The 26780-nt window shown below is 70.9% G+C and carries 24 protein-coding genes and 1 riboswitch; of the genes, 9 read left to right on the forward strand and 15 right to left on the reverse strand.

What is annotated here, in order from left to right; translation table 11 throughout:
* Window positions 1-857 precede the first annotated feature (857 nt).
* The gene (locus tag ACFYX3_RS39045) at window positions 858-1673 is read left to right on the forward strand and encodes a class I SAM-dependent methyltransferase (RefSeq protein WP_389024507.1); all 816 of its coding nucleotides are present in this window, start codon (window positions 858-860) and stop codon (window positions 1671-1673) included.
* A gap of 77 nt (window positions 1674-1750) precedes the next feature.
* Here the strand turns inward: ACFYX3_RS39045 and ACFYX3_RS39050 are convergent, their stop codons facing one another.
* Complete coding sequence (locus ACFYX3_RS39050; RefSeq protein ID WP_389024467.1) at window positions 1751-2953, reverse strand: erythromycin esterase family protein; 1203 nt, start codon at window positions 2951-2953, stop codon at window positions 1751-1753.
* 69 nt (window positions 2954-3022) lie between these two features.
* Here ACFYX3_RS39050 and ACFYX3_RS39055 point away from each other — a divergent pair, with 69 nt between their 5' ends.
* Together ACFYX3_RS39055 and ACFYX3_RS39060 are read left to right on the forward strand one after the other, a co-directional pair.
* Window positions 3023-3754 (forward strand): TioE family transcriptional regulator, encoded by a 732-nt coding sequence (locus ACFYX3_RS39055; protein ID WP_389024470.1) that lies wholly within the window; start codon window positions 3023-3025, stop codon window positions 3752-3754.
* A gap of 53 nt (window positions 3755-3807) precedes the next feature.
* Window positions 3808-4554 (forward strand): GNAT family N-acetyltransferase, encoded by a 747-nt coding sequence (locus ACFYX3_RS39060; RefSeq protein WP_389024473.1) that lies wholly within the window; start codon window positions 3808-3810, stop codon window positions 4552-4554.
* Between the two features lie 31 nt (window positions 4555-4585).
* On the opposite strand, the gene ACFYX3_RS39065 is transcribed toward ACFYX3_RS39060, so the two are convergent.
* A complete protein-coding gene (locus tag ACFYX3_RS39065) occupies window positions 4586-5551 on the reverse strand; it encodes a MarR family transcriptional regulator (protein WP_389024476.1) in 966 nt (321 codons plus the stop codon).
* 221 nt (window positions 5552-5772) lie between these two features.
* Between ACFYX3_RS39065 and ACFYX3_RS39070 the strand changes: the two genes are divergently transcribed.
* The 3 genes from ACFYX3_RS39070 (at window position 5773) to ACFYX3_RS39080 (ending at window position 8554) form a co-directional block, all read left to right on the forward strand.
* Window positions 5773-7002, forward strand: coding sequence for a hypothetical protein (locus tag ACFYX3_RS39070; RefSeq protein WP_389024479.1), 1230 nt, complete (start codon window positions 5773-5775; stop codon window positions 7000-7002).
* Between the two features lie 30 nt (window positions 7003-7032).
* Window positions 7033-7578 (forward strand): GNAT family N-acetyltransferase, encoded by a 546-nt coding sequence (locus ACFYX3_RS39075; RefSeq protein ID WP_389024482.1) that lies wholly within the window; start codon window positions 7033-7035, stop codon window positions 7576-7578.
* Window positions 7579-7744: 166 nt separating this feature from the next.
* Window positions 7745-8554, forward strand: coding sequence for a PhzF family phenazine biosynthesis protein (locus ACFYX3_RS39080; RefSeq protein ID WP_389024484.1), 810 nt, complete (start codon window positions 7745-7747; stop codon window positions 8552-8554).
* 52 nt (window positions 8555-8606) lie between these two features.
* Here ACFYX3_RS39080 and ACFYX3_RS39085 read toward each other — a convergent pair whose 3' ends face one another.
* The gene (locus ACFYX3_RS39085; protein ID WP_389024509.1) at window positions 8607-9389 is read right to left on the reverse strand and encodes a CPBP family intramembrane glutamic endopeptidase; all 783 of its coding nucleotides are present in this window, start codon (window positions 9387-9389) and stop codon (window positions 8607-8609) included.
* A 129-nt stretch (window positions 9390-9518) separates the two neighbouring features.
* Window positions 9519-11018, reverse strand: a complete 1500-nt coding sequence (locus ACFYX3_RS39090) for a glutamate--cysteine ligase (RefSeq protein ID WP_352030057.1) — start codon at window positions 11016-11018, stop codon at window positions 9519-9521.
* A gap of 480 nt (window positions 11019-11498) precedes the next feature.
* Between ACFYX3_RS39090 and ACFYX3_RS39095 the strand changes: the two genes are divergently transcribed.
* Both ACFYX3_RS39095 and ACFYX3_RS39100 read left to right on the forward strand, forming a co-directional pair.
* Window positions 11499-12089, forward strand: a complete 591-nt coding sequence (locus ACFYX3_RS39095) for a hypothetical protein (RefSeq protein WP_389024488.1) — start codon at window positions 11499-11501, stop codon at window positions 12087-12089.
* A 333-nt stretch (window positions 12090-12422) separates the two neighbouring features.
* Window positions 12423-12629 carry a DUF5999 family protein gene (locus ACFYX3_RS39100; protein ID WP_116162112.1) on the forward strand — a complete coding sequence of 69 codons (207 nt, stop codon included), beginning with the start codon at window positions 12423-12425 and terminating at the stop codon, window positions 12627-12629.
* A gap of 82 nt (window positions 12630-12711) precedes the next feature.
* Here ACFYX3_RS39100 and gcvP read toward each other — a convergent pair whose 3' ends face one another.
* Window positions 12712-15597, reverse strand: a complete 2886-nt coding sequence (gene gcvP / locus ACFYX3_RS39105; protein WP_389024492.1) for an aminomethyl-transferring glycine dehydrogenase — start codon at window positions 15595-15597, stop codon at window positions 12712-12714.
* A 179-nt stretch (window positions 15598-15776) separates the two neighbouring features.
* A riboswitch (glycine riboswitch) is annotated at window positions 15777-15876 on the reverse strand.
* 113 nt (window positions 15877-15989) lie between these two features.
* On the opposite strand from gcvP, the gene ACFYX3_RS39110 reads away from it, so the two are divergent.
* Entirely contained in the window at window positions 15990-16364 is a 375-nt protein-coding gene (locus tag ACFYX3_RS39110; RefSeq protein WP_376594715.1) for a PRC-barrel domain-containing protein, read from the forward strand.
* A 52-nt stretch (window positions 16365-16416) separates the two neighbouring features.
* Here ACFYX3_RS39110 and ACFYX3_RS39115 read toward each other — a convergent pair whose 3' ends face one another.
* From ACFYX3_RS39115 to ACFYX3_RS39160, 10 genes are all read right to left on the reverse strand, one after another.
* Window positions 16417-17769: a DNA polymerase IV gene (locus ACFYX3_RS39115; RefSeq protein ID WP_382663505.1), complete on the reverse strand. Its 1353-nt coding sequence runs from the start codon at window positions 17767-17769 to the stop codon at window positions 16417-16419.
* An 89-nt stretch (window positions 17770-17858) separates the two neighbouring features.
* Complete coding sequence (locus tag ACFYX3_RS39120) at window positions 17859-18476, reverse strand: MerR family transcriptional regulator (protein ID WP_389024497.1); 618 nt, start codon at window positions 18474-18476, stop codon at window positions 17859-17861.
* Between the two features lie 192 nt (window positions 18477-18668).
* Complete coding sequence (locus ACFYX3_RS39125; protein WP_030686418.1) at window positions 18669-19142, reverse strand: bifunctional nuclease family protein; 474 nt, start codon at window positions 19140-19142, stop codon at window positions 18669-18671.
* 65 nt (window positions 19143-19207) lie between these two features.
* The gene (locus ACFYX3_RS39130; RefSeq protein WP_389024500.1) at window positions 19208-19954 is read right to left on the reverse strand and encodes a MerR family transcriptional regulator; all 747 of its coding nucleotides are present in this window, start codon (window positions 19952-19954) and stop codon (window positions 19208-19210) included.
* A 31-nt stretch (window positions 19955-19985) separates the two neighbouring features.
* A complete protein-coding gene (locus ACFYX3_RS39135; protein ID WP_389024512.1) occupies window positions 19986-20927 on the reverse strand; it encodes an FHA domain-containing protein in 942 nt (313 codons plus the stop codon).
* An 81-nt stretch (window positions 20928-21008) separates the two neighbouring features.
* Window positions 21009-22010, reverse strand: a complete 1002-nt coding sequence (locus ACFYX3_RS39140; RefSeq protein WP_389024502.1) for a DUF881 domain-containing protein — start codon at window positions 22008-22010, stop codon at window positions 21009-21011.
* A 5-nt stretch (window positions 22011-22015) separates the two neighbouring features.
* Window positions 22016-22348: a small basic family protein gene (locus ACFYX3_RS39145; protein WP_015032176.1), complete on the reverse strand. Its 333-nt coding sequence runs from the start codon at window positions 22346-22348 to the stop codon at window positions 22016-22018.
* Window positions 22345-23274: a DUF881 domain-containing protein gene (locus tag ACFYX3_RS39150; protein ID WP_376594710.1), complete on the reverse strand. Its 930-nt coding sequence runs from the start codon at window positions 23272-23274 to the stop codon at window positions 22345-22347. The genes ACFYX3_RS39145 and ACFYX3_RS39150 overlap by 4 nt, the downstream gene beginning before the upstream one ends.
* A 100-nt stretch (window positions 23275-23374) precedes the next feature.
* The gene (locus ACFYX3_RS39155; RefSeq protein ID WP_359519135.1) at window positions 23375-25870 is read right to left on the reverse strand and encodes a mannose-1-phosphate guanyltransferase; all 2496 of its coding nucleotides are present in this window, start codon (window positions 25868-25870) and stop codon (window positions 23375-23377) included.
* 116 nt (window positions 25871-25986) lie between these two features.
* Entirely contained in the window at window positions 25987-26595 is a 609-nt protein-coding gene (locus ACFYX3_RS39160) for a CDP-alcohol phosphatidyltransferase family protein (protein WP_041128159.1), read from the reverse strand.
* Window positions 26596-26780: the final 185 nt, after the last annotated feature.

The raw sequence follows: 26780 nt of genomic DNA on the forward strand, positions 1-26780 counted from the left end.
ACGTCCGCGTCCTGCCCTTCCAGGTCCGGCCCCGGTCCGGCGAAGGCATCCGGTCCTTCATCGTCCGCCTGGCCCACGCCAACCATCTTCCGCCCCGCTACCTGCGGACCTACCTCTGCGAACCGCCCGAACATCTCGGTCTTCCCAGCTGGACACGGCTGGCCGCCGCGACCGGCCGCGCCCCGGAGACGCTGGTGGCCACCCTGGAAACGAGGCGTTGCCTGGAGTGCGACGCGGAGATACCGCCCTCCGACGTCATCGGCCGCCAGGCCCTGCGCTGTTCCCAGGCCTGCCGCGAGAAGGCATACCGGAAACGGCATCCGCGGGCTCCAGTTCAGAAGGCCCCCTGCAGAGAGTGCGGGAAGAGCATGAAGATCCAGCCCGGACAGCGCTATCGCCTGTGTTCATCCGCCTGCCGACGCGCCAACTACCTCAAACACAAAGAAAAGTGGTTGGCCGAGGCAGCCCCGGCTGATCCATCCGGACCACGAGTCTGCCCGGTCTGCGACGGCCCGATGTTCTCAGCAGCACGCCGGACATGCTCAGACCGATGCCGCCAGCGAGCACGTCGCCAACAGCTCAGGCAGCCTCCCGCGAATCCACCTTCTCCACCGCCGGTGACATCGCCGACACCACAGCCCGCACCGCCACCCCAGCCACCCGAACCAGCCCCCACCGCATCAACGAGACCCTGTGAGACCTGCGGAGGACCATTACCAGCAGGGCGCTGCCAGCGACAACGCCGGACATGCTCACAGCGCTGCCGCCAGAAGGCATACCGGCAGCGGAAGGCGCAGCTGGCCTCCGCCTAGGCTGGCACGGTGACTGATGAGCAGAAGCAGGTGCAGCCGTCGGGAGTGTGGGCCACGGCGGTGGGGGTGGCCCGGGTGCGGGCGCTGGAGACCGAGCGGGAGAACGCCCTGTTCCGCGACCCACTGGCACAGGCCTTCGCCACCGCCGGCGGCCTATGGCCCTCCTCGCCGCCGCTGCCCGATGACGAGGCCGCGCGCCGCCGCCGACTGGCCGTGTCGTTCTCCATCGTCATCAGGACGAAGTTCCTCGATGACCTGTTGCAGCAGGCCTCCGCGTCCGGGGTCCGGCAGGTCGTGCTGCTCGGCGCCGGCATGGACAGCCGGGCCTTCCGGATCGACTGGCCAGAGGGCACCCGACTGTTCGAGGTCGACACCGCCGCGCCACTGGACTTCAAGGCTTCGGTGCTGCGCCAGGAGCAGGCCGTCCCACACTGCGAGCGGATCACCGTCGCGGTGGATCTGCGGGAGGACTGGCCAGGCGCGCTGGCCGCCGCAGGGCACGACCCGGCGGTGCCGACCGCGTGGATCGCCGAAGGACTGCTGATCTATCTGCCCGAGGACGCAGTGGAACTGCTGCTGGCCCGGATCAGCGCGCAGTCGGCGGCAGGCAGTCGGATGGGGCTGACACTGGGCTCGCGCGGCGTGATCGAGCGCTTCGGCGCGGACGCCGTGCCGGGATCGGCTGCGTCCATGTGGGTCTCGGAGATGCCCGACGACCCGGTGGGCTGGCTGGCCGGGCACGGCTGGGACGCCGCCAGCCACACCCTGCGCGAGCGCGCTGCCGCCTACGGCCGCCCGATCAGCACCCCTCCGCAGCGCGAGGAACGGCCCGGCGGACTGATCTCCGCGGTCCGCCGGTAGAGCGCCTCCAGGCGGTCAAACTTCAGTGGCAATCGGTCAAGGTTCACTGTCACAGGACAGCCACGGGCGGAGGCGCATCAGCGTCGCGGAACGTCCCTGACGAACACGAGACCGTCGCCGGCCGCCAGGTGGGCCGGATCGAGCGGGGCGTAGCCGAACCAGGGGGACACGCGCGGCGCGGGCCGGCTGTCGCCGAGGGCGGCGACCAGCCGGCGGACGTCGACGACGCAGCGCTCCTCCGGCAGCGCGTACAGGAGCCCTTCCAGGGTGTCCGGCGGCGGTACGTCCACCCCCTGGTGCCGGATCGTGCCGAGTGCCATGGCCACGAAGGCGTACTCCTCGCCGAGCTCGGCGTCGACCAGCGCACCGGCGCTCCACCACTCCAGCGGCCGTCCGCCCATCCGCATCGAGCTCTTCTCGCGCTGGAGGTGGGAGTTGTGGGCGTAGACGAACGTCGGGCCCCGGTCGGCGAGCGCGAGGAGGTTCCGGGACATCATCTGATCCCGGATGGCCACGAGGCGGGCCAGGCGGGCGGGTGAGGTGTCGGCCATCCAGTGGTGGTAGCGCAGCAGACCGAGCGCCGTGCGCGCGTACAGGCGGGCCCGCTCCCATTCGTCCGCCGAACTCAACGTGATCAGGTACGGGCGCTGCTCGTCGAGCAGCGCCACCAGCTCGTCGGCGAGCAGCCGCAGCCGGCCGGCCTCGTCCGACCGCCCCACGGACCGCGCCGGGTCCATCATCGCGGCGGGCTCGGTCCAGCGGCTGTCGGTGCCGAGCAGGTCGTCGAGCGTGTCCGCGGTGCAGGGGAGCAGGTCCGCGTCCACCCGGGCCGCGAGGTATCCGTGGAGCGCGGCGAGGGCCTGCCGGGGGCTCTCGGCGGCGGTGATCTCCAGCGGGCCGTCGAATCCGGCGAAGCGGAGCCGCTCGGAGGCGGGCCGGCCCTCGTTGTACGCGCGCATCCAGCGGACGAGCTCGCGGTTGGCCGCGGAGCCGCCCCAGTCATGGCTGAAGCCGTGCTCCATGACCTCGTCGAGGGTGCCGGCGCCCGAGGTGACGTGGTCGTCCACGACCAGGCCCCTCAGGCAGTCGGTCTCCAGCGCGATCGTCCGGTAGCCCTCCTGCTCGACGAGTCGGCGGAAGAGCTCGTTGCGGAGTTCGAGGAGCGCGTCCTCTCCGTGGGTGGGCTCGCCGAGGGCGAGCAGCCGGGGCCGGGCCGGGAGCAGCCTCATGAAGGCGGCAGCGTCGACGGCATGGATGGTGTCCTTGATGTCAGTCGCCATGCCTTCCACGCTATCGCTGAACTTTCGGTGGAGACTTTTCCGCGAAGCACCCGCGATATCGTCGATATCATGGGGAAAAACCTTCAAACCGGAGAGCGGCTGAGGCCGATCGATCTGGCCCGTGGACACGGTCTGTCCACGCAGGCGGTCAGGAACTACGAGGAGGCCGGCATCCTCCCCGCCGCCGACCGCACCCCTTCCGGATACCGCTCGTACACCCCGCTCCACGCCGGGGCCCTGCGCGCGTTCCTGGCGCTGCTGCCCGGCCACGGCCATCCGACGGCGACGTCGATCATGCGGGCGGTGAACGAGGGCGCGGCCGACGAGGCGTTCCGCCTGATCGACGAGAGCCACGCCCAGCTCCTCGACGACCGGAGGACCCTCCGGGCCGTGGAGAGCGCCCTCCGCGACCTCGACCCCACCACGGCGTCCGAGCCGGTCGTACGGTCCGACCCCGGCGGCACGTTCATCGGACCGCTCGCCCGGAAGCTCGGCATCCGTCCCGCGACGCTCCGCAAGTGGGAGGACGCCGGACTCGTCCACCCGCGCCGCGACCCCCGGACGGGATACCGGCTCTACGACGAACCCGCCGTACGGGACGCCCGGATGACCCATCAACTCCGGCGCGGAGGATACCTGTTGGAGCAGATCGCCCCGCTGATCGACCAGGTGAGGTCGGCCGGTGGCCTCGAGCCGCTGGAGGCCGCGCTCACCGATTGGCACCGCCGCCTGTCGGCCCGTGGACGCGCGATGCTGACCGGGGCGGCGGAGCTGGAGGCGTATCTCCGGTCGCGGGGCTGAGACCCCCGGAACGGAATCGCGCGCGGAGGAGACCGACTGACAGGATGGCCGCCGTGCCGACGCATCCGCTCCTGCTCGCAGCCCGGGAACTCTGGGAGCAACTGGCCCACGCACCGGGGTCGTTCCCGCCCCCGGGCGGCGTGACCGTGATCGTCTCCCCGGACTCGGGCCTGTGCCCGCCCGGCTGGATCGGCGTGGTCGCGCTCGGCGGATCGGCACTGGTGTCCGCGCCGGACGAGGAGGCCGCCGCGGCGGTACGGACCGCCCTGGGCGGCCTGCCGGTGGAGGCCCTGCTGGATGCGGCCTCCGTCCGTGGCGTACTGCCCGTGGCGGGGATGCTCGGACCGGCGGCGCTGTCGTACGCCTCCCCGGAGGGCTTCCGCCCGGTCACCGGCCCGGCGACGGTGGAGCGGCTCCCCGGCGGCCATCCGGACCTGCGGGCCCTGGAGGAGGCCTCGGGCGAGGACGACTCGGCGGAGGCCTCCCTGGACGAGATCACCTCGCCCGCGTTCGTCGTACGCGAGCGGGGCCGGGTGGTGGCCGCCGCCGGATACCAGGCCTGGCCCCGACGGACCGCCCACCTCAGCGTGTTGACGGCCCCGGAGGCGCGAGGCCGCGGCCTCGCACGGGCGACGGCCTCGACGGCGGTCGCCGACGCCCTCGCCACCGGTCTCCTTCCGCAGTGGCGCGCGCGCCCGGCGGCCTCCCGGCGGGTCGCCGCCACCCTGGGCTTCGAGGAGCTGGGTGCCCAGCTCTCCTACGAGATCGCCCAGGGGGGTCGTGCCGCCATCCCGGCGTGATCGACAAGCCCCCCGCCAGGGGCGGCGCACCTCAGAGCCAGCCGCGGCGGCTCGCCTGGACGCCGAGCTGGAATCGGGTCCGGGCGCCGAGCACCTCCTGGAGACGGGTGATGCGGCGGCCCACCGTCCGCTCGCTGACGCCGAGTTCGCGGGCGATCGACTCGTCGGTGAAGCCGCCGCTGAGATAGGTGAGGAGCTGCCGGACCTCGGCGGTGGGAGTCGTGCCGAGTTCGTCCGCCGTCTCGGCGGCGGGCAGCGGGACGCCGATCCGCCAGAACGACTCGAAGATGCCGGTCAGTGCCTCAAGGAGGTCCGACCGCTGCACGACGATGTGGTGGCGGCGGTCCCAGTCGCTCGCAGGGGGGCACACGAGGGCGAAACGGTCGTCGCAGATGGCCATGTTCAGGGGCACGTCGGGAAAGACACGCGCTCGCTCGCCGAGGTCGACGGAGGCCTGGACCGCTTCCCGGGCAGACCGGTCACGCAGGACGTGGGATCCGTAGACGACCGAGCACGTGACGCCACGTGACAGCGCCTCCCGGAAGCCGGGAGCCAAGGTGTTGGGCTGTGCCGATCGGCCGGTGTAGCCGATGGTCAGGGCACGGACCCGCTCGGTGGCCTCGTCGTAGATCCGCCGGACGAGTGCCCTGCGGGCCGCCTGCGTCCGGGCGATCTCGATGTAGTCGGCTCCTCCGACATGGTTGTCGCGCCAGAAGCGGGACAGGTCCTCGATGCCGGCACGTAGCGCGCTGAGCTCTCTGCTGCGGCTCTCCACCACGCCGTCGAGCGCGGCGCGCGGGGGGCAGGCGACCAGCAGTGACCCCTCCGGTTCCACCAGCCCGAGGGCGGCCAGTTCGTCGACCGCGGCACTCATGGCCTGCGGGGTCACGCGCAGGCTGTTCGCCAGTTCGGACGCGGCCATCGGGCCGCGCTCGACGAGGGCGAGGTAGGCGTTCTCGGCCGTTGCGCCGACGCCTGCACCACGGAGCGAATACACATACCGATTGTCACATGCATGCATCGGGATGGATGAGTGCCATAGGACACAGCCTTCGAGGGCGCGAGACCTGTCGCCTTTCCGTCATGCCAGATTCGGACGAACGTCAACCCTTCATCGGAGCACGGGGTTCCTCGCAAACTCTGCGTACGGCACAGCCGACCGTCACTTCGCCTTGCGGTGACACTCCCACGCGTCGGCTCACACCTAGGAGTTTCCCCGTGAAGAAGACCCTGGCCTGGGCTGTCACCCTGGTGACCGCGGCCACCTGCACCCTCGGCACCGCCCTGCCGGCCACGGCCGCCGACGCCCCGGCGTCCGCCGCCACGTCCGCCCTCGCCCCCGGCGCCGCGTTCGACACCTCCCGCCTCTCCCCGGAGGTGAAGGCCCTCGTCGACCAGATCGTGGCCAAGCTGCCGGCCGACTGGCAGCAGCGCCGCGACGCCGCCGCCGCCAAGTACGGCATCCACGACACCCAGTGGGCCGACATCCGCGACAGCGTCATCGACCCGGGCGACTACCAGTGCCAGAACACGGCGCTCAGGGACTACCAGGGGACCCTGCTCCGGGGCGCCGACTTCGAGCTCCTCTTCTTCCTCTACTTCCTGGGCGTGTTCGACATGCCCACCTACGACGCGCTGTACTTCGGCAGCGAGTCGAAGGACAGCACCTTCGGCGTCAACGGCGAGTACACCAACGAGCTGACGGCCGAGGGCAAGGACCTGAAGAGGTTCTGGGACATCCCCTCCGACGACATCCAGATCGTGCCGATGCACGGCGGCGAGGTCTTCTCCTCCCCGGAGCGGCTGGCCCCCATCGTGAGCCTGATGTACGGCATCCCGGAGGAGAACCACGAGGCGGCGCTGGCCCTCTCCAAGCTGTTCATCTACGTGATCAACCTCGAGCCCGTCCTCCAAGGCGGCGACAACCCGTTCTTCACCCTCAACGCGTTCGCCTACACCGAGAAGGGCGACCCGAACCCGGCAGGCATCTCCGACCGCATCGTCATGGGCGACGGAATCCTGGAGGCCATGAAGGCCGTCGGCCTGGGCGACACCGCCCCGCGCGCCATCCTCGCCCACGAGTTCGGCCACCAGGTGCAGTACGCGGACAACCTGATCGGCGACCGCGTCGGCACACCGGAGGCCGGCCGCCGCGTCGAGCTGATGGCGGACGCGTACGGCACGTACTTCCTCACGCACTCGCGTGGTGAGGCCCTCAACGCCGAGCGGGTGCTGGGCTCCGAGAAGTCCTTCTACACGGTCGGCGACTGCGGCTTCGACAGCCCCGGGCACCACGGCACGCCCAACCAGCGCTTCGCGACCTCCGCGTGGGCCGCGAGCGTGGCCGATGACGCCGCCGACCAGGGTCACATCCTGCCCTCCCTGAAGTTCGACGAACTGTTCGAGGCGAAGCTCCCCGACATCGTGAAGCCCGACGCGGCGAACTAGCACCCGGAGCGGGCTTGCGATACTCGTGCCATGCCCCTCGCCGACCGCCCGCTCCACATCCAGCTCACCACCCCCGAACAAGTGACCGGTGCGCTCGCTTCGGACCTCGTCGACTGCTGGACCGAGGTGAGCGACGCCGGCGGGGCGGCCGGGTTCCCGTTCCCGCCGGTCGACCCGGCGGAGGTCGCCGCCGCCGTCGACCGCATCGTCGCCGGACTCGACCCGGCGAGCAGCCGCCTCGTCGTGGCCGCGGTCGACGGCGCCCTCGCCGGCTGGCTGTGCCTGCGCCGCGACCCCCACCCGCTGGTCGCGCACTGGGGCACCCTGCACCACGTCCAGACCCGCCTCGGGGTACGCGGACGGGGCATCGGCGCGGGTCTCGTGCGCCGCGCCCGAGAGATCGCCCGGGAGGAGATGGGCCTGGAGCAGCTGCGGCTCGCGGCACGCGGCGGCGTCGGTCTCGAGGAGTTCTACGGCAGGCTCGGCTGGCGGGAGATCGGCCGCTGGCCCGGAGCCCTCCGCCTGGCCGCCGACGACGACCGCGACGAGATCCTCATGGTCCTGACACCCCTGTGACGCCCCCGGGCTCACCAACGGTCCTGCCCCGCTGTGACGCCACCCGGGTCACGAACGATCCTGCCCCCGCTGTGCCGAACCCCCGTCCGTAGCCGAAGACGAACCGGTCCAGTTCTCCCCGATTGGCCTTGGCCCGCCCTTTTCCGCCCCCGGTACGGTCGGTGCCATGCGCATCCGAATCGTCGACGCCTTCACCGACCGGCCCTTCTCCGGCAACCCCGCCGGAGTCCTGATCCTCGACTCCTTCCCCGACGACGCCTGGCTCCAGAAGGTGGCCGCGGAGGTCAACCTCTCCGAGACGGCCTTCGCCCACCCGCTGCCCGCCGGCGGCGACGCGGACTGGGCCCTGCGCTGGTTCACCCCGACCACCGAGGTCGACATGTGCGGCCACGCCACCCTGGCCACGGCGCACGTCCTGCACACCACCGGCACGGCGAGCGGCACCGTCCGCTTCGCGGCCCGCTGCGGCATCCTGATCACCACCGCCGAGGCCGACGGCACGATCACGATGGACTTCCCGACCTCCTCCCTCACCCCGCTCCCCGTCCCCGAGGGCCTGGAGAAGGCGCTCGGCGCCGAGATCGTCGCCGTCCACGACACGTCCGACCACATCGGCGACCTCGTCGTCGAGCTGCGCGACGAGGCCACCGTCCGCTCCCTCACGCCGGACTTCGCCGCCCTGAAGGTGCTCTCCTCGCGCGGGGTCATCGCAACGGCCGCCGCCAAACGTCCGGACAGCGGGTACGAGTTCGTCTCGCGCGGCTTCTTCCCGGCCGTCGGCATCGACGAGGACCCGGTGACGGGCAGCGCGCACACCGCGCTCGCCCCGTACTGGTCGGCCAGGTTCGGCCGCGAGGAGCTCACCGGCTTCCAGGGCGGCGCCCGCACGGGCCTCGTCCGCACCCGTCTGAACGGCGACCGCACCCTCCTGAACGGCCACGCCGTCACGGTCGTCGAGGGCGACCTGCGGGCCTGACGTACGAGAGGGGGTGCACGGCCCGCACCGCGTACCCCCTCCCCGCCTCCCGTCACACGGTGGGCAGCCAGCCCACCTTCCCGGCCAGCAGCCCGTACCCGACGAAGGCCACGATGTCGAGCAGCGAGTGCGCCACGACCAGCGGCCCGACCCGCCCCCACCTGCGGTACAGCAGCACGAAGACCACGCCCATCACCATGTTGCCGACGAAGCCGCCGACCCCCTGGTAGAGGTGGTACGAGCCGCGCAGCACCGAACTCGCCACGAGCGCGGCCATCGGGGTCCATCCCAACTGGCCCAGTCTGCGCAGCAGATAGCCGACGACGATGACCTCCTCCAGGACGGCGTTCTGCACCGCCGAGAGGATGAGCACCGGGTACTTCCACCACACGTCGGGCAGCGACTCGGGCACCACGGTCAGGTTGGCCCCGGACGCCTGCGCCGCCAGGTAGAAGGCGAGGCCCGCGCTGCCGATCCCGGCGGCGACGAGGGCCCCGCGCCCGAGGTCGGACCACGGCCGGGTCCGGTCGAAGCCGATGGCCCGCAGCCCCGAGCCCTCCCGCAGCAGCAGGTGGGCGACGAGCACGACCGGCACGAGTGCCGTGGCGATGTCGAAGAGCTGCCAGGACAGGTCGAGCCAGGGACGCCCGGGAGCGTGCGAGCCGTTGAGCCTCGCCGCCTGGTCCCTCAGCGCCTCCGGCCTGGTCAGCGAGCCGACGAAGCTGATGAACGCCGACACCGCGCTCGCGCCGAGCGAGAGCGCGAGCACGATGAGCGTCTCGGAGCGCAGTACGCGACGCGGCAGGCCGTCGGGGGGCAGGGAAGCGTCCCTCAGTCGTTGCTCCGACACCACACCTGTCTCCACTTCCCCGTCGCGGGATCAGTCCGTTCCGGTGGTCCCGGCCGGCCGGGACCACCTTGACATGATCACCCATGCCCCGCGGGGCACGGCGGGGAGGCGGGGTCAGTCGATCCCGACCGGCCAGGTGTGCACCGGCTCGCCCGCGAGCATCAGCGTCCGGTACCGCCGGGTCGTCGCCGCGAGGGCGGCCTCCCGGTCGAGGCCCGATTCGAGGGCCCGGTGGAAGGTGTCGGCCTGCCAGGAGGCGCCGTTGACCCGCCGCAGACAGCGCTGCTCGATCACGCCGAGGTAGAAGTCCCGGTCCGCCGGCTCGATGTGCCAGGCGTCGAGCCCGGCCGCGGCGAGCGGCAGCAGCTCGTCGAGGACGAGGCGTACGGCCGGGAGGGTCGCGATGCCGCCGGCGCGTCCCGAGCGGGGCCAGCGCAGCTCCGCCTCTATGCCGTGGCGGCAGGCGGTGTCGAAGTTGGCCTCGGCGTCCTGGAAGGTCATCCGCTTCCACACCGGCCGGGGGTCGTCGGCGAGCGAGCGGACGAGCCCGTAGTAGAAGGCCGCGTTGGCGATCACGTCGGTGACGGTCGGCCCGGCGGGCAGCACCCGGTTCTCGACGCGCAGGTGCGGGACCCCGTCGACCCAGCCGTACACCGGCCTGTTCCAGCGGTAGACGGTGCCGTTGTGCAGGACCAGTTCCTGGAGGCGCGGCACCCCGCCCTCGTCGAGGACGAGCAGCGGGTCCTCGTCGTCGCAGAGCGGCAGCAGGGCGGGGAAGTAGCGGACGTTCTCCTCGAAGAGGTCGTACACGGAGTCCACCCACCGCTCCCCGAACCAGGTGCGCGGCCGTACCCCTTGGGACTGCAGCTCGGGCGGCCGGGTGTCGGTGGCCTGCATGAAGAGCGGCGGCCGGGACTCGCGCCACAGTTCGCGGCCGAAGACGAAGGGGGCGTTGGCGCCGAGCGCGATCTGGACGCCGGAGACGGCCTGGGCGGCGTTCCACACGGCGGCGAAGCGGGCGGGCGTCACCTGGAGGTGCAGCTGCACCGAGGTGCAGGCCGCCTCGGGAACGATCGACTCCGTGGTGCACAGCAGGCGTTCGACGCCGTGGATGTCGAGGGTGAAGTCCTCGCCGCGGGCGGCGAGGATCTGGTCGTTGAGCAGGGTGTAGCGGTCGTTGTCCGAGAGGTTCTCGGGGACCAGGTCGCTCTGCGCGAGCGTGGGCAGTATGCCGATCATGACGACGCCCGCGTCGAGTTCGGCCGCCTTGCGGTCGGCGTATCCGATGCCGGTTCCGATCTCTTCCGCGAGCCGGTCGAATACGCGCCCGTCGAGCTGGTGGGGCGCGATGTTCACTTCGAGGTTGAACATTCCGAGTTCCGTCTGGAAATCGGTGCTGGCGATCTTTTCGAGAACCGGGCCGTTCAGCATCCGGGGCAGCCCGTCGGCGCCGGCGAGATTGAGTTCGATCTCCACGCCCATGAGATTGCGCGGCCGGTCGAACCTCTTCTCCGCGAGGAGTCGCGCGAGCCCCGCGAGACACTGCTGGAGCTTTCTCCGGTACTGCTGCCGGTCGGACGGGCCGAACCCGTCGGCCACGACCTTCTCCCCCATCGAAGCGTCCCTCCCCGAGTGGGCAGCCGCCACGACGGCCGCGCGTCACGGACGATGATGCCCACCCCGCTGATCGACAACGCCTGCGAATCCGGCCTGTCGGAAGATAGTCTGGACCGAGCGCTCCACCGGCACGTCCCGAGGACACGGAACGCATGACATATACCAATGTCATATTGTCCGGGGACCTCGGGTCGGAATTCAGCCGTCCACCTTCGCGGGGAATACGCAGGTGGGAGCGGCATCGTCCACGCGATTCCGCTTCAACTCCCCGTCATTAAGGCCTGATGACGCCTTGTCAGGAATATCCGCGAGGTCTAGCGGAAACACTGTGTGAACACGTGTCGTATAAACTCCGCGGACGAGGCAGAGTGTTGGCGCCCGGCCATGGCCCCATGGCCCCTCTCTGGCCCCGCCGCCGACAGCGCCGTCGTACCTGCCCACGCATCACCGTGTCTCCTGAGTGAGAGGCGACCCACCATGCTCCGACCCTCCCCGGCCCCCGCGCCGGCCCTCCGCAGTGTCCTCGCGGCCCTCGGCTCACCGACCGCCGTCCGCGAGCCGCGAACTCCCGCGCTGCGGGCCGCACAGGGACCGCTGAGCCCCGAACGCCCCCTGCCCGTGCACGTCCTCGACGTCACGGGGACACCGGGGCTCGCACCCCGCACCCGGCTCGCCGGCTGGCGCTTCCTGATCCGGAGCGGGGACCGGGCGATCGCCGCCGCGGACACCATGCTCACCCCGGACGGCTGGGCCTTCTCCCACTTCTTCGAGGGGCCGTACGTCTCCGCCACGGAACGGGCCCTGCTCCAGGCCGAGGCCCTGCCCGTCACGTACCGGCCGAGGCTGCTCTCCGTACCCGAGCTCTACATGCTGACCCTCTGGCTGGACGCCGGCCCGGACACGGACGACGACGCCGACGCCCCGGCCGCCGACGATCTGATGGTGCCCCTGGCCCCCGCGCCCCCGGGGATCGCGGCCCACCGCCCGTACCAGGTCGCCGATCTCCTGCCCGTCCTCACCACACGCCTGGCGCCGCCGCCCCTCCTGGGCTCGCCGGCGCCCGCCTGATCCACCGCACGCGCGTCGCCGCCCCGTGACCCGGCCGGGTCACGGGGCGCACTCCTGTCCGGGCCGTGCGCCCGAACGCGCCGCCCGAACGCCCCTCCCGTACGGACTAGCCCGCTCGGGCCACCCCGAACCACCCGAAGAGACGGTGCAGTTGACCTGAACCGCCCCTGCGGGTGATGCGTCTTCCCAGGAAAGGACGAGCTGTCGTGAAATACCTGCGGAAGACCGTCCGTGGGGCAAGACTGAGACCGGAACCGAACCGAACCGACGGGGGCGGCCATGAGCGCGCAGAGCCGCAGGACATCCACCACGACGCAGCGAAAGAACCCACCCATGTGCCAGCATCAGCCTGCCTGTCCCACCGCCGACTCCGCCGACCGTGAGGCGGCCCGACTGGTGGCACACCACCCGGAGCAGGGCTGGAGCCTGCTGTGCAACGGCGTCCTGCTCTTCGAGGACACCGGTGAACTGCTGCCGGACGGGCAGATCATCGCCCCGCACCGGCCGCTGACCGCGGGACAGGTGACGACCGCCGCCTGAAAGGGCACCGGAGGACACCGTACGAGGGAAACGCCGAGGGCCGGCCCGGAGGAGATCCTCCGAACCGGCCCTCGGCTCGTGCTCAGTTGTCGTACTCGTCCAGCGGCGGGCAGGAGCAGACCAGGTTCCGGTCGCCGAAGGCGCCGTCGATGCGGCGCACCGGCGGCCAGTACTTGTCGGCGGCCGAGACACCGGCCGGGAAGACCGCCTCGTCGCGGGTGTACGGGTGGATCCACTCGCCGCCCAGCGCGGCCGCGGTGTGCGGGGCGTTGTGCAGCGGGTTGTCGTCGGCGGGCCACTGGCCCGAGGCGACCTTCTCGATCTCGGCGCGGATCGCGATCATCGTGTCGCAGAAGCGGTCGAGCTCGGCCAGGTCCTCGGACTCGGTCGGCTCGATCATCAGCGTGCCGGCGACCGGGAAGGACATCGTCGGGGCGTGGAAGCCGTAGTCGATGAGGCGCTTCGCGATGTCGTCGACGCTGACGCCGGTGGCCTTGGCCAGCGGACGGATGTCGACGATGCACTCGTGCGCGACCAGCCCGTTCGGACCGGTGTAGAGCACCGGGTAGTGCGGCTCCAGGCGCTTGGCGATGTAGTTCGCCGCGAGCACGGCGACCTGGGTGGCGCGCTTGAGGCCCTCGCCGCCCATGAGGCGCACGTACGACCAGGAGATCGGCAGGATGCCGGCGGAGCCCCACGGGGCGGCCGAGATCGGGCCGACGCCGGTCTCCGGGCCCGCGGTGGGCTGGAGCGGGTGGTTCGGCAGGTACGGGGCGAGGTGGGAGCGGACGCCGACCGGGCCGACGCCGGGGCCGCCGCCGCCGTGCGGGATGCAGAAGGTCTTGTGCAGGTTCAGGTGCGAGACGTCGCCGCCGAACTTGCCCGGCTTGGCCAGACCGACCAGCGCGTTGAGGTTGGCGCCGTCGACGTACACCTGACCGCCGGCCTCGTGGACCTCGGCGCAGATGTCGGCGACGTGCTCCTCGAACACACCGTGCGTGGACGGGTAGGTGATCATCAGCACGGCGAGCTCGTCGCGGTACTGGGCGATCTTGGCGCGCAGGTCCTCGACGTCGACCTCGCCGTCGTCGGCGGTCTTGACGACGACGACCTTCATGCCGGCCATCACCGCGGAGGCGGCGTTGGTGCCGTGCGCGGAGGACGGGATGAGGCAGACGGTGCGCTGCTCGTCGCCGTTGGCGCGGTGGTAGGCGCGCACGGCCAGGAGGCCGGCGAGCTCGCCCTGCGAGCCGGCGTTGGGCTGGATCGACACCTTGTCGTAGCCGGTGACCTCGGCGAGGCGCTCCTCCAGCTCGGTGATGAGCGTGAGGTAGCCCTGGGCCTGCTCGACCGGGGCGAAGGGGTGGATCTGGCCGAACTCGGGCCAGGTCACCGGCTCCATCTCGGTGGTCGCGTTCAGCTTCATGGTGCAGGAGCCGAGCGGGATCATGCCGCGGTCGAGCGCGTAGTCGCGGTCCGCGAGCTTGCGCAGATAGCGCAGCATCGAGGTCTCGGAGCGGTGCGCGTGGAAGACCGGGTGGGTCAGGTACGCGTCGGAGCGCAGCAGACCGACGGGGAGGGTGTCCTCGGTGGCGGCGTCCAGGGCCGCCACGTCGGCGGTGACGCCGAAGGCGCCCCAGACGGCGGCGAGCTGCGCGCGGGTGGTGGTCTCGTCGCAGGAGACGTAGACCAGGTCGGCGTCGGCGCGGTAGAGGTTCACGCCGGCCTCGCGGGCGGCGGCGACGACCTCGTCGGCCTTGCCGGGCACGCGGACGGCGAGCGTGTCGAAGTACGAGCCGTGCACGACCTCGACGCCGCCGGCGGTGAGACCCGCGGCGAGGATGGCCGCGTAGCGGTGGGTGCGCGCGGCGATCTGCTTCAGACCGTCCGGGCCGTGGTAGACGGCGTACATGCCGGCCATGACGGCGAGGAGCACCTGGGCCGTACAGATGTTGCTGGTGGCCTTCTCGCGGCGGATGTGCTGCTCGCGGGTCTGCAGGGTCAGGCGGTAGGCCTTGTTGCCGTCGGCGTCGACGGAGACGCCGACCAGACGGCCGGGCATCGAGCGGACGTGCTTGTCCTGGACGGCCATGTAGCCGGCGTGCGGGCCGCCGAAGCCCATGGGGACGCCGAAGCGCTGCGTGGTGCCGACGGCGATGTCGGCGCCCAGCTCGCCCGGCGAGGTGAGCAGGGTGAGCGCGAGCAGGTCGGCGGCGACGGTGACGATCGCGCCGAGCTCGTGCGCGGCGTCGATCAGCGGCTTGATGTCGCGGACGGCACCGGAGGCGCCCGGGTACTGGAGGAGCACACCGAAGACACCGCGCTCGGCGACCTCGGCGGGGATGCCCTCGCTCAGGTCGGCGACGACGACCTCGACACCGGTCGGCTCGGCGCGGGTCTCGATGACCGCGATGGTCTGCGGCAGGGCGTCGGCGTCGATGAGGTAGACGCCGTTCTTGACCTTGCCGATGCGGCGGGACAGCGCCATGGCCTCGGCGGCGGCGGTGCCCTCGTCGAGGAGGGAGGAGCCGGCGGTGGGCAGACCGGTCAGGTCGGCGACCATGGTCTGGAAGTTCAGCAGGGCCTCCAGGCGGCCCTGGGAGATCTCCGGCTGGTACGGCGTGTAGGCCGTGTACCAGGCGGGGTTCTCCATGACGTTACGGAGGATCACCGGCGGGGTGAAGGTGCCGTAGTAGCCGAGGCCGATCATCGGGGCGAGGACCTGGTTGCGGTCGGCGAGCGTGCGCAGCTCGGCGAGGACCTCGGCCTCGGTGCGCGCGGCCGGCAGGCCCAGCGCCTCGGCGTTCTTGATGACGTCCGGCACCGCGGCGGCCGTGAGCTCGTCGAGCGAGCCGTAACCGACCTGGGCGAGCATCTTGGCCCGGGCCTCGGCGTCGGGCCCGATGTGCCGCTGCTCGAACGGGATGCCCTGTTCGAGCTCGGAGAGCGGAGTGCGGTTGGCGGTCATGTACGGAGGCCTCCTGGTCGTCACGACCTGCGAGGGGCACCACGGCGCGGGTACCCGGACGGCCTCCCCCTCTGTCATCTCAACCTGAGAGTTTCACCGGCACGCCTCGCGGCCCGCCGGCTTTCACCGTCGGTGAGAGCGAAATGCCGTCGGACATCCGCTCTGCTTTCCAGAGTGACCTCGTCCGCGCGGTACAGGGGCCTGAGAGATTCCGGGGAGGATTTGCTCCTTCGGCGCCCACCGGAAGCTTTCTCCGGGGGACTCTCCCGCACAGGGTCGACAGCCACAACCAGCCTACCAGCGCGATTGCGGCTTCCATCGCTCAAGTGGCCGACATCCCAGTTGTGCACTTTCGTAGGGGTGTAGAGCAGTTGCGACCAGTTGGAGGGACCGTGCAGACCGATATCGATCCGCGCAGCCTGATAGGCCGCAAGGCGTTCGACCGGAACGGGCACAAGATCGGAACCGTGGACGAGGTGTACCTGGACGACGCGACCGGCATCCCCGAATGGGCCGCCGTCCGCACGGGCCTGTTCAGCCGGGACGCCTTCGTCCCCCTGGAGCCGAGCACCCTGCTCGACGACGGCCTCCACATCCCGTACGAGAGGGCCCTCATCAAGGACGCCCCCGACTTCGGCGTGGGCCGCCACCTCTCGCCCGAACAGGAACTCCAGCTCTACCGTCACTACAGCCTCGCCCTCCCGCCCCCGCCCGTGGACACCCCGGACAGGGACTTCGGCCGCCTGGCGGGCCAGGACGGCGCCTGAGGGCCCCGGACGAGCAGCCACCGGAAGACCCGCACCGCACGGCCGGTGCGGGTCACACCGCCGCGTCCCCCCGGACCAGCGGCAACGGCTCGGAGGGCTCCAGGTCCGGATCGTCCACGGAGAAGGTCCGCACCCGCCCCGGCCCGGACCACGGCTCCTCGAACCGCACCGTGACCCGCCCGACCCCGCTCCCCTGCACCCACCCGGCCCCGTGGACCGCGTGCCGCACGTCCCGCCCGGGGACCCAGCCCCACTCGGCGGTCTCCGTCGCGGTGGCAGGAGCGGCCTCCTGGGCCTCCACCGGCGCGACCTCCTCCGCCGGCCGCTCCGAGGCCTCCGCCTGGGCGAACAGGTCCTCCTGCGTGTAGTCCGCGAGCCCGCTCACCCCCACCCCGAGGAGCCGCACGCCCCCCGTCGTGTCCACCGCCCCCAGGAGCCGCCCCGCCGCCTCCCGTACGACCGCCGGATCGTCCGTGGGCCCCCGCAGCGTCTCGGACCGGGTCAGCGTCGAGAAGTCGTACCGCCGCACCTTCAGGACGATGGTCCGCCCCGAGTGCCCCGAGGCCCTCAGCCGCCCCACGCACCGCTCCGCGAGCCGTTCGACCTCGATCCGGATCCGTACGCGGTCGTGGATGTCGGCGTCGAAGGTGTCCTCGACGGACACGGACTTGGCGTCCCGCTCGGCCACCACGGGCCGGTCGTCGTACCCCTGGGCCATCCTGTACAGCGAGGCCCCGTGCGCCCGCCCCAGGAGCCGTACGAGCTCGTCCTCGCCCGCCTCCGCGAGATCGGAGACGGTGGTCATCCCGGCGCGCCGCAGATGCTCCCCGGTGGCAGGACCGACCCCGGGCAGGATCCGTACCGACCGCGGCCCGAGCAGCTCCCGCTCGGTCCCGGGCTCGATCAGGACGAGCCCGTCCGGCTTGGCCTCCTCGGAGGCGATCTTCGCGATCATCTTGGACCCGGCGAGCCCCACGGACCCGGTGAGCCCGGTCGTCGCGAGGATGTCCACACGCAGCCGCTCCCCCACGGCCCGGGCGCTCGCGCTGTCGTCGGCGACACCGCCCGCTTCGAGGTCGACGAAGGCCTCGTCGAGGCTGAGCGGCTCCACGAGCGGGGAGAGGCGCCGGAGCAGCTCCATGACCTGGTCGCTGATCGAGCGGTAGAAGGCGAAGCGCGGCACGAGATAGGCGGCGTTCGGCGCGAGCCGTCGCGCCTGGCCCATCGGCATGGCCGAGTGCACCCCGAAGCGACGGGCCTCGTAGGAGGCGGTGGCGACCACGCCGCGCGGCCCGAGACCGCCGACGACCACGGGCTTTCCGCGCAGGCTGGGCTTCGACGCCTGCTCGGCGGCGGCGAAGAAGGCATCCATGTCGAGATGCAGGATCGTGGGCGCGGCTCTCACACGTCCGATGCTGCCTCACGACACTGACAATGCCCCCGCGGAACGCCCGGGGCGCCTGGGAACCCCGGGGCGAACCCCGCCGGAGGGCCTCAGACCGCCTTGTCGCGCCGCCGCCGCGCCAGCTCGTCGCCCGGGTTGTGCCCGACCAGCGTCTCGCCGGTGTCGACCCGCTCCCCGTGGAGCTGGGACAGCGCGGCCTCGACGTCGCGCCAGACGACCCCGACGGCGATGCCGAAGACGCCCTGCCCGCCCTGGAGGAGGTCGACGACCTCGTCGGGCGAGGAGCACTCGTAGACCGTGGCCCCGTCGCTCATGAGCGTCATCCGCTCCAGGTCCCGGAAGCCCCGGGCGCGCAGGTGCTGCACGGCGGCGCGGATGTTCTGCAGTGCCACCCCGGTGTCGAGGAAGCGCTTGACGATCTTCAGTACGACGACGTCGCGGAAGCTGTAGAGCCGCTGTGTCCCCGACCCGTACGCGGGCCGCACGCTCGGCTCCACGAGTCCGGTGCGTGCCCAGTAGTCCAGCTGGCGATAGGTGATCCCGGCAGCCGCGCAGGCCGTCGGTCCTCGGTAGCCGATCGCCGTGTCGGCGACGCCGGCACCGGTGTCCGTCCCGAAGTCGCCCACACTGCCGTGAAGCGGATACGGAACGCTCTCCCCGGACACACGTCCGAGCGAGCTCCCTGCCGTACCGTCCGCGCTGCTCATCACGCCGACCCTCCGTCCTTGACCTGCCCACACGAAGGTAGGCAGTCACCCGGGGTGCGTCAACGATCGCCACACTCGGCACGCCGAGTGATAATCACCCTGAGAGTGGTTTTGCGTGCCCCACTCCGGGGAAAGGCTACTCGAATGCTCTGACGGCACCCCGCGGACGACCTCCGGCCGCACCGCTCCGCCTCACTGGCTGCTGCTTCCGAAGTCCTCCGGTGAGATCTGGTCGAGGAACTCGCGGAACTTCTCCACCTCGTCCTCCTGCTCGTCCGGAATCGCGATACCGGCGTCGTCCAGCACACCGTCGCTGCCGAAGATCGGCGTCCCGGTCCGCAGTGCCAGCGCTATCGCGTCCGACGGCCGCGCGCTCACCTCGACGCCGCTGGCGAAGACCAGCTCGGCGTAGAAGACCCCGTCACGAAGATCCGTGATGCGGACCTCGGTGAGCTCCTGTCCCACGGCCTCCAGCACGTCCTTGAACAGGTCGTGCGTCAGCGGCCGCGGCGGCGCCATCCCCTGCTGGGCGAAGGCGATCGCGGTCGCCTCCCCCGGTCCGATCCAGATGGGGAGGTACCGATCGCCTCCCACTTCACGCAGGAGCACGATCGGCTGGTTGGAGGGCATTTCCACCCGGACACCCACAACGTCGAGCTCGTTCACACAGCAACCCTAGGACGTGCCCGACCGGTTTGGATAGTCGGGCCCCTCCCGGGCCCCTCAGCGGGTCACTGGAGCCGGATCCCCAGAGCGGTCTGGACCAGGGCCGCGTGCAGCCGCACCGACTGTGCGGCGAGCTCCTGCGCGGTGGCCTCCGCATGGGCTCTGGTCTGCGGGTTACGGTGCCGGCGCAGCGGCGCGACCACCTGCTCGATCAGCCCGGCCTCCCGGTCGGCGGCCGCCTTGACGGCCCGCAGGTGCCGGGGTTCCAGACCGAATCTCCCCAGATCCGCGACAAGTCTGGCGACGGTGACGGCCTCGGCCTCATAGCCTCCGCCCTCCGCCTCGGCGATCAGACCGTACGACTCCCACTCGGCGAGCTCGGTCTCGGTCACCTCGGCGGCGGCGATCAGCTCGGCCCGCCCGAGCCGCGCGACGGTCGGCGGCTCCGCCTCGTCCTGCTCCCAGGACCCTTCGAGCAGGTCCCGCCGACGACCGGGCGCCGGCAGCTTGATCTGCTCGCCCCGCGCGAGGGCGTCGAGGTGCTCGCGGATGACCTTCAGCGGAAGGTAGTGGTCGCGCTGCATCCGCAGGATGCGGGCGAGCCGCTCCACGTCCTCCGGGCTGAACTTCCGGTATCCGGAGGCCGTCCGACGGGGCTCGACGAGCCCCTCGGCCTCCAGGAACCGGATCTTGGAGATCGTCACTTCGGGAAACTCGTCGCGCAGCTGGTTCAGCACCGTGCCGATGCTGACCAGCCGTTCGCCCGCGGTGGCGGTGCCGGTTCCGGCACCACCCGTCGGTGTTCGCAGCATGGACCTTCCCTGAAGGGGCTTCCCCGAGGCGTCACACGCCTCGCTGGTTCGAGTAGAAGACCAGCCGGTACTTGCCGATCTGCACCTCGTCGCCGTTGGACAGGACGACCGAGTCGATCGGCTCACGGTTGACGTACGTGCCGTTGAGGCTGCCGACGTCGGCGACGGTGAAGCTGCCGTCCTGCGCCCGGCGGAACTCGACATGACGCCGGGAGACGGTGAAGTCGTCCAGGAAGATGTCGCTCTGCGGGTGCCGGCCGGCCGTCGTCAGCTCGCCGTCGAGCAGGAACCGGCTGCCCGAGTTCGGCCCGCGGCGCACCACGAGGAGCGCGGACCCCGGAGGCAGCGCCTCCACGGCCGCGAGCGCCTCGGGAGACAGCGACGGGAGGGCCGTCTGACCGGTGACCTCCGCGTCGTACGCCTCGAGACCCGAGATGGAGATCGTCGACGTCGTCTCCGACGCGCGCTCGGGAGCGACCCCGCCCCGCAGCGGCGTACCGCAGTGGGAGCAGAAGCGGCTGTCGGCCGTGTTGCGGTGACCGCACCTCATACACACCGGCATGGACGCATCCTCCTGCCGCGGCTGCCCCGCGGAGGTCTGTGTCGCGTACGGGTCGGACGTAAACCCTCCACCCGTACTTGAGGTTGATGGTTCCCCGAAACCTATGCGGGCGGCACCGGCGGGGTCAACAGAAGACGCGCCCTGTGTGCCCGGAATGTCACCGCCCCGGCCGTCGACCTCGTCGCGGAAGAGGGGGCGCTCGCCACCCTGCTCCTCGCTCTGGGCGTGGCGCGGCGCGGCGTGCCTGGCGTTGCCGCCGTCCTCACGTCCGCTCTTGCCGAACAACTTCGCAAAAAAACTCACGGGCGATTCCCCTTGACCGAAACAGACCCGCCCGTGGGGCAGGACGAACCGAAATCCTTCATACCTGCCGACCCGGACACCTTCACAACGTCCGTATCCTCCGGACAGTTTCCACCACGCACCACCGTTGTGGTGCGCCGACCCCCCGCAACGCCGTGCGCTTGTCGCGGGACCCCCCTCGTCTCCCTCTCACTGGGAGGACGACTGAGCGTAGTCAGGCCGCTTCGCGGGTCGCAAGGCGTCGACGACGATCTTCGTCGACCGCTCCACCGTGGCCGTGGCCTGCTCCTTCTCCAGGGTCTGCACGACACCGCCGGGGATGTTGAGCGCGGGCTCGAGATCCTCCGGCTTGCCGATGACCTTGAAGACGTACGGAGCGGCCACCTTCGTTCCATCGATCCGCATGTCATCACCGCTACCGGTGAAATAACTGTCCGCCACCACCCGGACACCGTTCACCTGGATCGCCTCGGCACCCGCCGCGCGCAGCTCCTGGATGGCGTCGAGCAGCATGTCCGACTCCACCGCTCCGGTGGGATCGCCCACGGTGAGGGTGATACCGGGCCCCTCGGCGGCGACGGTGCCGGCCAGGATGCCGAGCTGCCGCTCCTTCTCCTGGGTCTGCTTGCGCGCCTCCTCGGCCTGGTCCGAGCTGGACTCCAGCTCGGACTGCTGCTTCTCCAGGCGCGTCTTCTCGTCCTCGAGGCGCTGGGTGCGGTCGTCGAGTTCGTCGAGGATCCGCACGAGGTCCTCCTGACGGGCCCCGCGCAGCGCGCTGTTCTCGCTCGTCGAGGAGACCTGGATGGCCAGACCGAGCCCGAGGACGAACAGCAGGAGGGCGACGACGAGTTGGGCCCGGGTCACCCGCGGCGGCCACAGCGCGGCGGCGAGCCTGCGCCGCCCGCTCGGCTCGGCGGCGGGCGAAGCGGCTGCGGCCGGCGCCCCGGCCGTGACCGGCACCTCGGGCGCATCGGGCACGCCGGGCGCTTCGGGCACGCGGACGTCCTCGCCCCGCAGCTCGGGCTTCCCGGCCTCGGGGTTCCTGGGGGTCGCGGGCGTCGAAGGAGTCGCGGGCGCCGAGGGGGTCGCGGACGTCTCGCCCTCGGGCTTCTCGGGCTGCCCCGGCTTCTCGGGCTGCCCCGGCTTCTCGAACTTCTGGGGGCGCTCGGAGTTCTGAGGGTTCTCGCTCATCGGCCTCACGCCCGGAAGACGTGACGCCGGATGGCGGCCGCGTTGGAGAAGATGCGGATGCCGAGCACGACGACCACACCGGTCGACAGCTGCGCGCCGACGCCCAGCTTGTCGCCGAGGAAGACGATCAGCGCGGCCACGACCACGTTGGAGAGGAACGAGACCACGAAGACCTTGTCGACGAAGATCCCGTCGAGCATGGCCCGCAGGCCGCCGAAGACCGCGTCGAGGGCGGCGACCACGGCGATCGGAAGATAGGGCTCGACCACCGCCGGAACCTCGGGGCGGACCAACAGTCCGACCACGACTCCGACGATCAGGCCCAGTACGGCGATCACGATGTGCCCTTCCCTGTGTCGGCCGTGGCCCGACCGGACGGCGTCGCCGCCCCGGCCCCCCTCGGCTCTGCGGTACGTACGGTCAGGCTCGGCGCGGCCGGCAGGCTCACATCGCCCTCGGCCGAGATCCTGCTCCTGATCCCGAAGTTCTCCACCAGCGCGTGCAGGTACTGCCCGTCGGCACTGTCCTGGAACGCGGTGCTCAGCCGCTGTCCGTTCCCGACGGCGAGAACGGTGTACGGCGGCACCAGCGGCTTGTTGTCGACGAGTATCGCGTCACCGGCGGCGCGGATCGCGGACAGCGACGTCAGCCGCTGCCCGTTGATCGCGACCGCCTCGGCGCCCGACTCCCACAGCCCGTTGATCACCCGCTGCAGGTCCCGGTCGCGGACCCGGCCGGTGTCGGAGAAGCCGGTGCTCTCCCTCGGCCCGCCGCCACCGGTGTCGGTGCCCTTGGCGTCGTCGACGACGAGCTTCACACCGGGGCCGTGCACGGGCGTCGCGCCCGAGAGGAGCGCCACGAGCTCGGCCTGGTCCCCGCCGTGCTTCTGGAGGGCCTGGCGCTGGCGCTCCCCGACCTCGGTCCGGATCCGCTCGACGTCCGCCTCCAGCTGGTCGGCGGTCGACGTCTCCTTGTCGATGCGGTCGATGAGGTCCTGCCGCTCCTTGGCGACGACCGGCGCGGAGATCCGCGCCTCGGCCGCCCCCACGGTCACCACGACGGCGGCGAGCAGGAGGCCCGCGGCGACACCCAGCTTCGCCCGCAGGTTGCGGGGCATCCCGCCGCCCTCGGCAGCGCGCCGGGCCGTCGCCTCGGCGTAGCCGTCGTCGAGCGCGTGGTCGATCACGTTGTTCAGCAGCGACATCGACGCGTCCGGACGCGGCGGCGGTGACCCGGTGCTCCGAACGGGGGGCTGCTGCGACATGCCGCACATCGTCGCACGTCGCACGGCCTACCGCCGAATGGCCCCCATGTACGGCCGGGAGGCGCCCCTCGGACACCTCCCGGCCGAACCGCCCGAACCGTCAGCGACCTGCGCTGTCGACCACCTCGGCCCACTCGTCGAGCAGGGCCTGCGCGGAGGCGTCGTCGGGCCCCTCCGCCCACAGATGGGTGACGGCCTCGGCGGGGTCGGGCAGCACCATCACCCACCGCCCGTCGGCCTCGACGACCCGGACGCCGTCGGTGGTGTCCACGGAACGGTTGCCCGCCGCCTCCACCACCCGGCGCATCACCAGACCCTTCACGGCCCACGGGGTCGCGATGTCCTTCTTCAGGACGTGCGCCCGCGGGATCCGGGCGTCGATCTGGCTCAGCGTGAGCTGTGTCCGCGCCACGAGACCGATCAGCCGCACGAAGGCCGCGGCCCCGTCGAAGACGCTGCTGAACTCGGGCACGATGAACCCGCCGCGCCCGTCGCCGCCGAAGATCGTCGACTCCTCACGTCCGACCCTCGTGAGGTCGTCGGGCGAGGTGGTCGTCCACTCGACCTGGGTGCCGTGGTACGCGGCGACCTGCTCGGCGATCCGCGTCGTGGTCACCGGCAACGCGACCCGCCCGGACCGCCGCTCGGCGGCCACCAGGTCGAGCATGACCAGGAGCGCCCGGTCGTCCTCGATGATCCTCCCCCGCTCGTCCACGAGCGAGAGCCGCTCGCCGACGGGGTCGAACCTCACCCCGAACGCGGCCCGCGCCGAGGCCACGATCTCCCCGAGCCGTACGAGCCCGGCCCGCCGGCTCTCGGCCGACTCGGTGGGACGGGACTCGTCGAGGCCGGGGTTGATCGTCAGCGAGTCGACCTGGAGCCGCCCGAGCAGACTGGGCAGGACGAGCCCGGCACTGCCGTTGGAGGCGTCCACGACGACCTTCAGCCCCGCCTCGGCGATCCCTGTGGTGTCGACGTTCCGCAGCAGCGACCCGGTGTACGAGTCGAAGACACTCGCCGGGAACGACAGGTCGCCGATCTCCCCGGGGAACGCCCGCCGGTACTCCTGGCGCGCGAACACCCGGTCGAGCTTCCGCTGCCCGGCCTGCGAGAGGTCCGCCCCGCGTTCGTCGAAGAACATGATGTCGACGGAATCGGGCACCCCGGGCGAGGTCCGCACCATGATCCCGCCGGCGCTTCCCCGCGCGGTCTGCTGCCGTGCCACGGGCAAAGGTACGTTCTCCAGGTCCCGTACGTCGATGGCGCTGGCCTGCAGCGCGGAGATCACCGCCCGCTTCAGCGCACGGGCGCCTCGGGAGTGGTCACGCGCAGTGGTGACGGTCGCCCCCTTCTTCAGGGTCGTGGCGTACGCCCCCGCCAGCCGGACGGCCAGCTCGGGGGTGATCTCCACGTTCAGGATCCCGGAGACGCCGCGCGCCCCGAAGAGATGGGCCTGGCCCCTGGACTCCCAGATGACGGAGGTGTTGACGAAGGCGCCGGCCTCGATCGTCTTGAAGGGGTAGACGCGCACGTTCCCCTGCACGATCGATTCTTCGCCGACGAGGCACTCGTCCCCGATGACGGCGCCGTCCTCGATCCGGGCGGCCCGCATGATGTCGGTGTTCTTCCCGATCACGCAGCCGCGCAGATTGCTCTGCTGCCCGATGTACACGTTGTCGTGGACGACCGCCTTGTGCAGGAAGGCACCGGTCTTCACGACCACGTTCGAGCCGATGACGGTGTGCTCCCGGATCTCGGCGTCCGCCTCGACCTTGGCGTAGTCACCGATGTAGAGCGGCCCGCGGAGCACGGCGTCGGGGTGCACCTCGGCACCTTCCGCGACCCACACCCCGGGCGAGATCTCGAAGCCGTCGATGTCGACCTGGACCTTGCCCTCCAGGACGTCCGCCTGGGCCTTCACGTAGCTCTCGTGCGTGCCGACGTCCTCCCAGTAGCCCTCGGCGACATAGCCGTAGATCGGCTTGCCCTCCTTCATGAGCTGCGGGAAGACATCACCCGACCAGTCGACCGGCACATCCGCCTCGACGTAGTCGAAGACCTCGGGCTCCATCACGTAGATACCCGTGTTGACGGTGTCCGAGAAGACCTGGCCCCAGGTGGGTTTCTCCAGGAAGCGCTCGACCTTGCCCTCTTCGTCGACGATCGTGATGCCGAATTCCAGTGGATTGGGCACCCGGGTCAGACAGACCGTGACGAGGGCGCCCTTCTCCTTGTGGAAGGCGATGAGATCACTGAGGTCGAAATCGGTGAGCGCGTCGCCCGAGATGACGAGAAAAGCGTCGTCCTTCAACGCTTCCTCGGCGTTCTTCACACTTCCCGCTGTACCGAGTGGCTTTTCCTCGTTGGCATACGTGAGCTCCATGCCGAGCTCTTCTCCGTCGCCGAAGTAGTTCCTGACGAGAGAGGCGAGAAACTGCACGGTGACGACGGTCTCGTTGAGACCGTGCCTCTTGAGCAGTCGTAGGACGTGCTCCATGATCGGCCGGTTCACCACCGGCAGAAGAGGCTTGGGCATGCTCGAGGTCATGGGGCGAAGGCGGGTTCCTTCGCCACCGGCCATCACGACGGCCTTCATGTCGGAAGCGTCCTCCTTGAAGAGACGACGGTCCTGCCGACTTCACCTGTCTGCTCAGGGGCCCTCGGACGTCCTCGTTGTTGCCGGCGACGCTGCTCGACACAGGACAGACGGGCTCAATCGGCCGCGGTATCCGCCTTCACGAGTCGACGGACCTGGACCACGTAGAGGATCCCTGCCCACCAATACAGAGTTGTACCCCATCCGGCGAAGGCCCACCCGAAAACTTCAGCGAGTGACGAGAGCCAGCCCGTTCCGTCACTGAGAAGCAGCAACGGGAACGCGTACATCAGGTTGAAAGTCGCAGCTTTCCCGAGGAAGTTCACCTGCGGCGGCGGATAGCCGTGCCGGCGGAGGATTCCCACCATCACGAGCAACATCAACTCACGGGCGAAAAGGGCGGCGGTCAGCCAGAGCGGCAGGATCTCGCGCCAGGTCAGCCCGATGAGCGTGGAAACGATGTAGAGCCGGTCGGCGGCGGGGTCGAGGAGCCGGCCGAGGCTGCTGATCTGGTTCCAGCGCCGGGCGAGCTTCCCGTCGAGATAGTCACTGACGCCGCTGAGCATCAGCACGAGCAGAGCCCAGCCGTCGCTGTTGGGACCGCCGAACACGGGCCGGAGGATCAGCCACAGGAAGAGCGGCACGCCTACGAGGCGAGCCATGCTCAGGATATTGGGGATGGTGAGGACCCGGTCGGTCTGAACGCGAGTCTCCTGGACCTCCACCCGGGGGCCTCCTGCTGGGAACGTACGGACGATGCCCCCTGACCTTACCCTCAGCCACGACGCAGCCGAGCACAGGGGGCACCGCCGGCGCCAGAACGCAAAAATGCCTCAACCCCCGGACGGTGTCCAGGGGTTGAGGCTAAAAATTGTTCGGCGGCGTCCTACTCTCCCACAGGGTCCCCCCT

It is taken from the genome of Streptomyces sp. NPDC002463 (assembly GCF_042889835.1).
In the GTDB taxonomy this organism is placed as follows: Bacteria; Actinomycetota; Actinomycetes; order Streptomycetales; family Streptomycetaceae; genus Streptomyces; species Streptomyces nymphaeiformis.

Bases quoted from the DNA above. Each gene is read 5' to 3' on its own strand.
- gcvP (WP_389024492.1), bottom strand. From the start codon at position 15,597: ATGACCGCCAACCGCACTCCGCTCTCCGAGCTCGAACAGGGCATCCCG.
- ACFYX3_RS39095 (WP_389024488.1), top strand. From the start codon at position 11,499: ATGCTCCGACCCTCCCCGGCCCCCGCGCCGGCCCTCCGCAGTGTCCTC.
- ACFYX3_RS39090 (WP_352030057.1), bottom strand. From the start codon at position 11,018: ATGGGGGAGAAGGTCGTGGCCGACGGGTTCGGCCCGTCCGACCGGCAG.
- ACFYX3_RS39120 (WP_389024497.1), bottom strand. From the start codon at position 18,476: ATGAGCAGCGCGGACGGTACGGCAGGGAGCTCGCTCGGACGTGTGTCC.
- ACFYX3_RS39140 (WP_389024502.1), bottom strand. From the start codon at position 22,010: ATGAGCGAGAACCCTCAGAACTCCGAGCGCCCCCAGAAGTTCGAGAAG.
- ACFYX3_RS39100 (WP_116162112.1), top strand. From the start codon at position 12,423: ATGTGCCAGCATCAGCCTGCCTGTCCCACCGCCGACTCCGCCGACCGT.
- ACFYX3_RS39050 (WP_389024467.1), bottom strand. From the start codon at position 2,953: ATGGCGACTGACATCAAGGACACCATCCATGCCGTCGACGCTGCCGCC.
- ACFYX3_RS39155 (WP_359519135.1), bottom strand. From the start codon at position 25,870: ATGAAGGCCGTCGTGATGGCCGGTGGCGAAGGAACCCGCCTTCGCCCC.
- ACFYX3_RS39080 (WP_389024484.1), top strand. From the start codon at position 7,745: ATGCGCATCCGAATCGTCGACGCCTTCACCGACCGGCCCTTCTCCGGC.
- ACFYX3_RS39130 (WP_389024500.1), bottom strand. From the start codon at position 19,954: ATGCTGCGAACACCGACGGGTGGTGCCGGAACCGGCACCGCCACCGCG.
- ACFYX3_RS39075 (WP_389024482.1), top strand. From the start codon at position 7,033: ATGCCCCTCGCCGACCGCCCGCTCCACATCCAGCTCACCACCCCCGAA.
- ACFYX3_RS39055 (WP_389024470.1), top strand. From the start codon at position 3,023: ATGGGGAAAAACCTTCAAACCGGAGAGCGGCTGAGGCCGATCGATCTG.
- ACFYX3_RS39150 (WP_376594710.1), bottom strand. From the start codon at position 23,274: ATGTCGCAGCAGCCCCCCGTTCGGAGCACCGGGTCACCGCCGCCGCGT.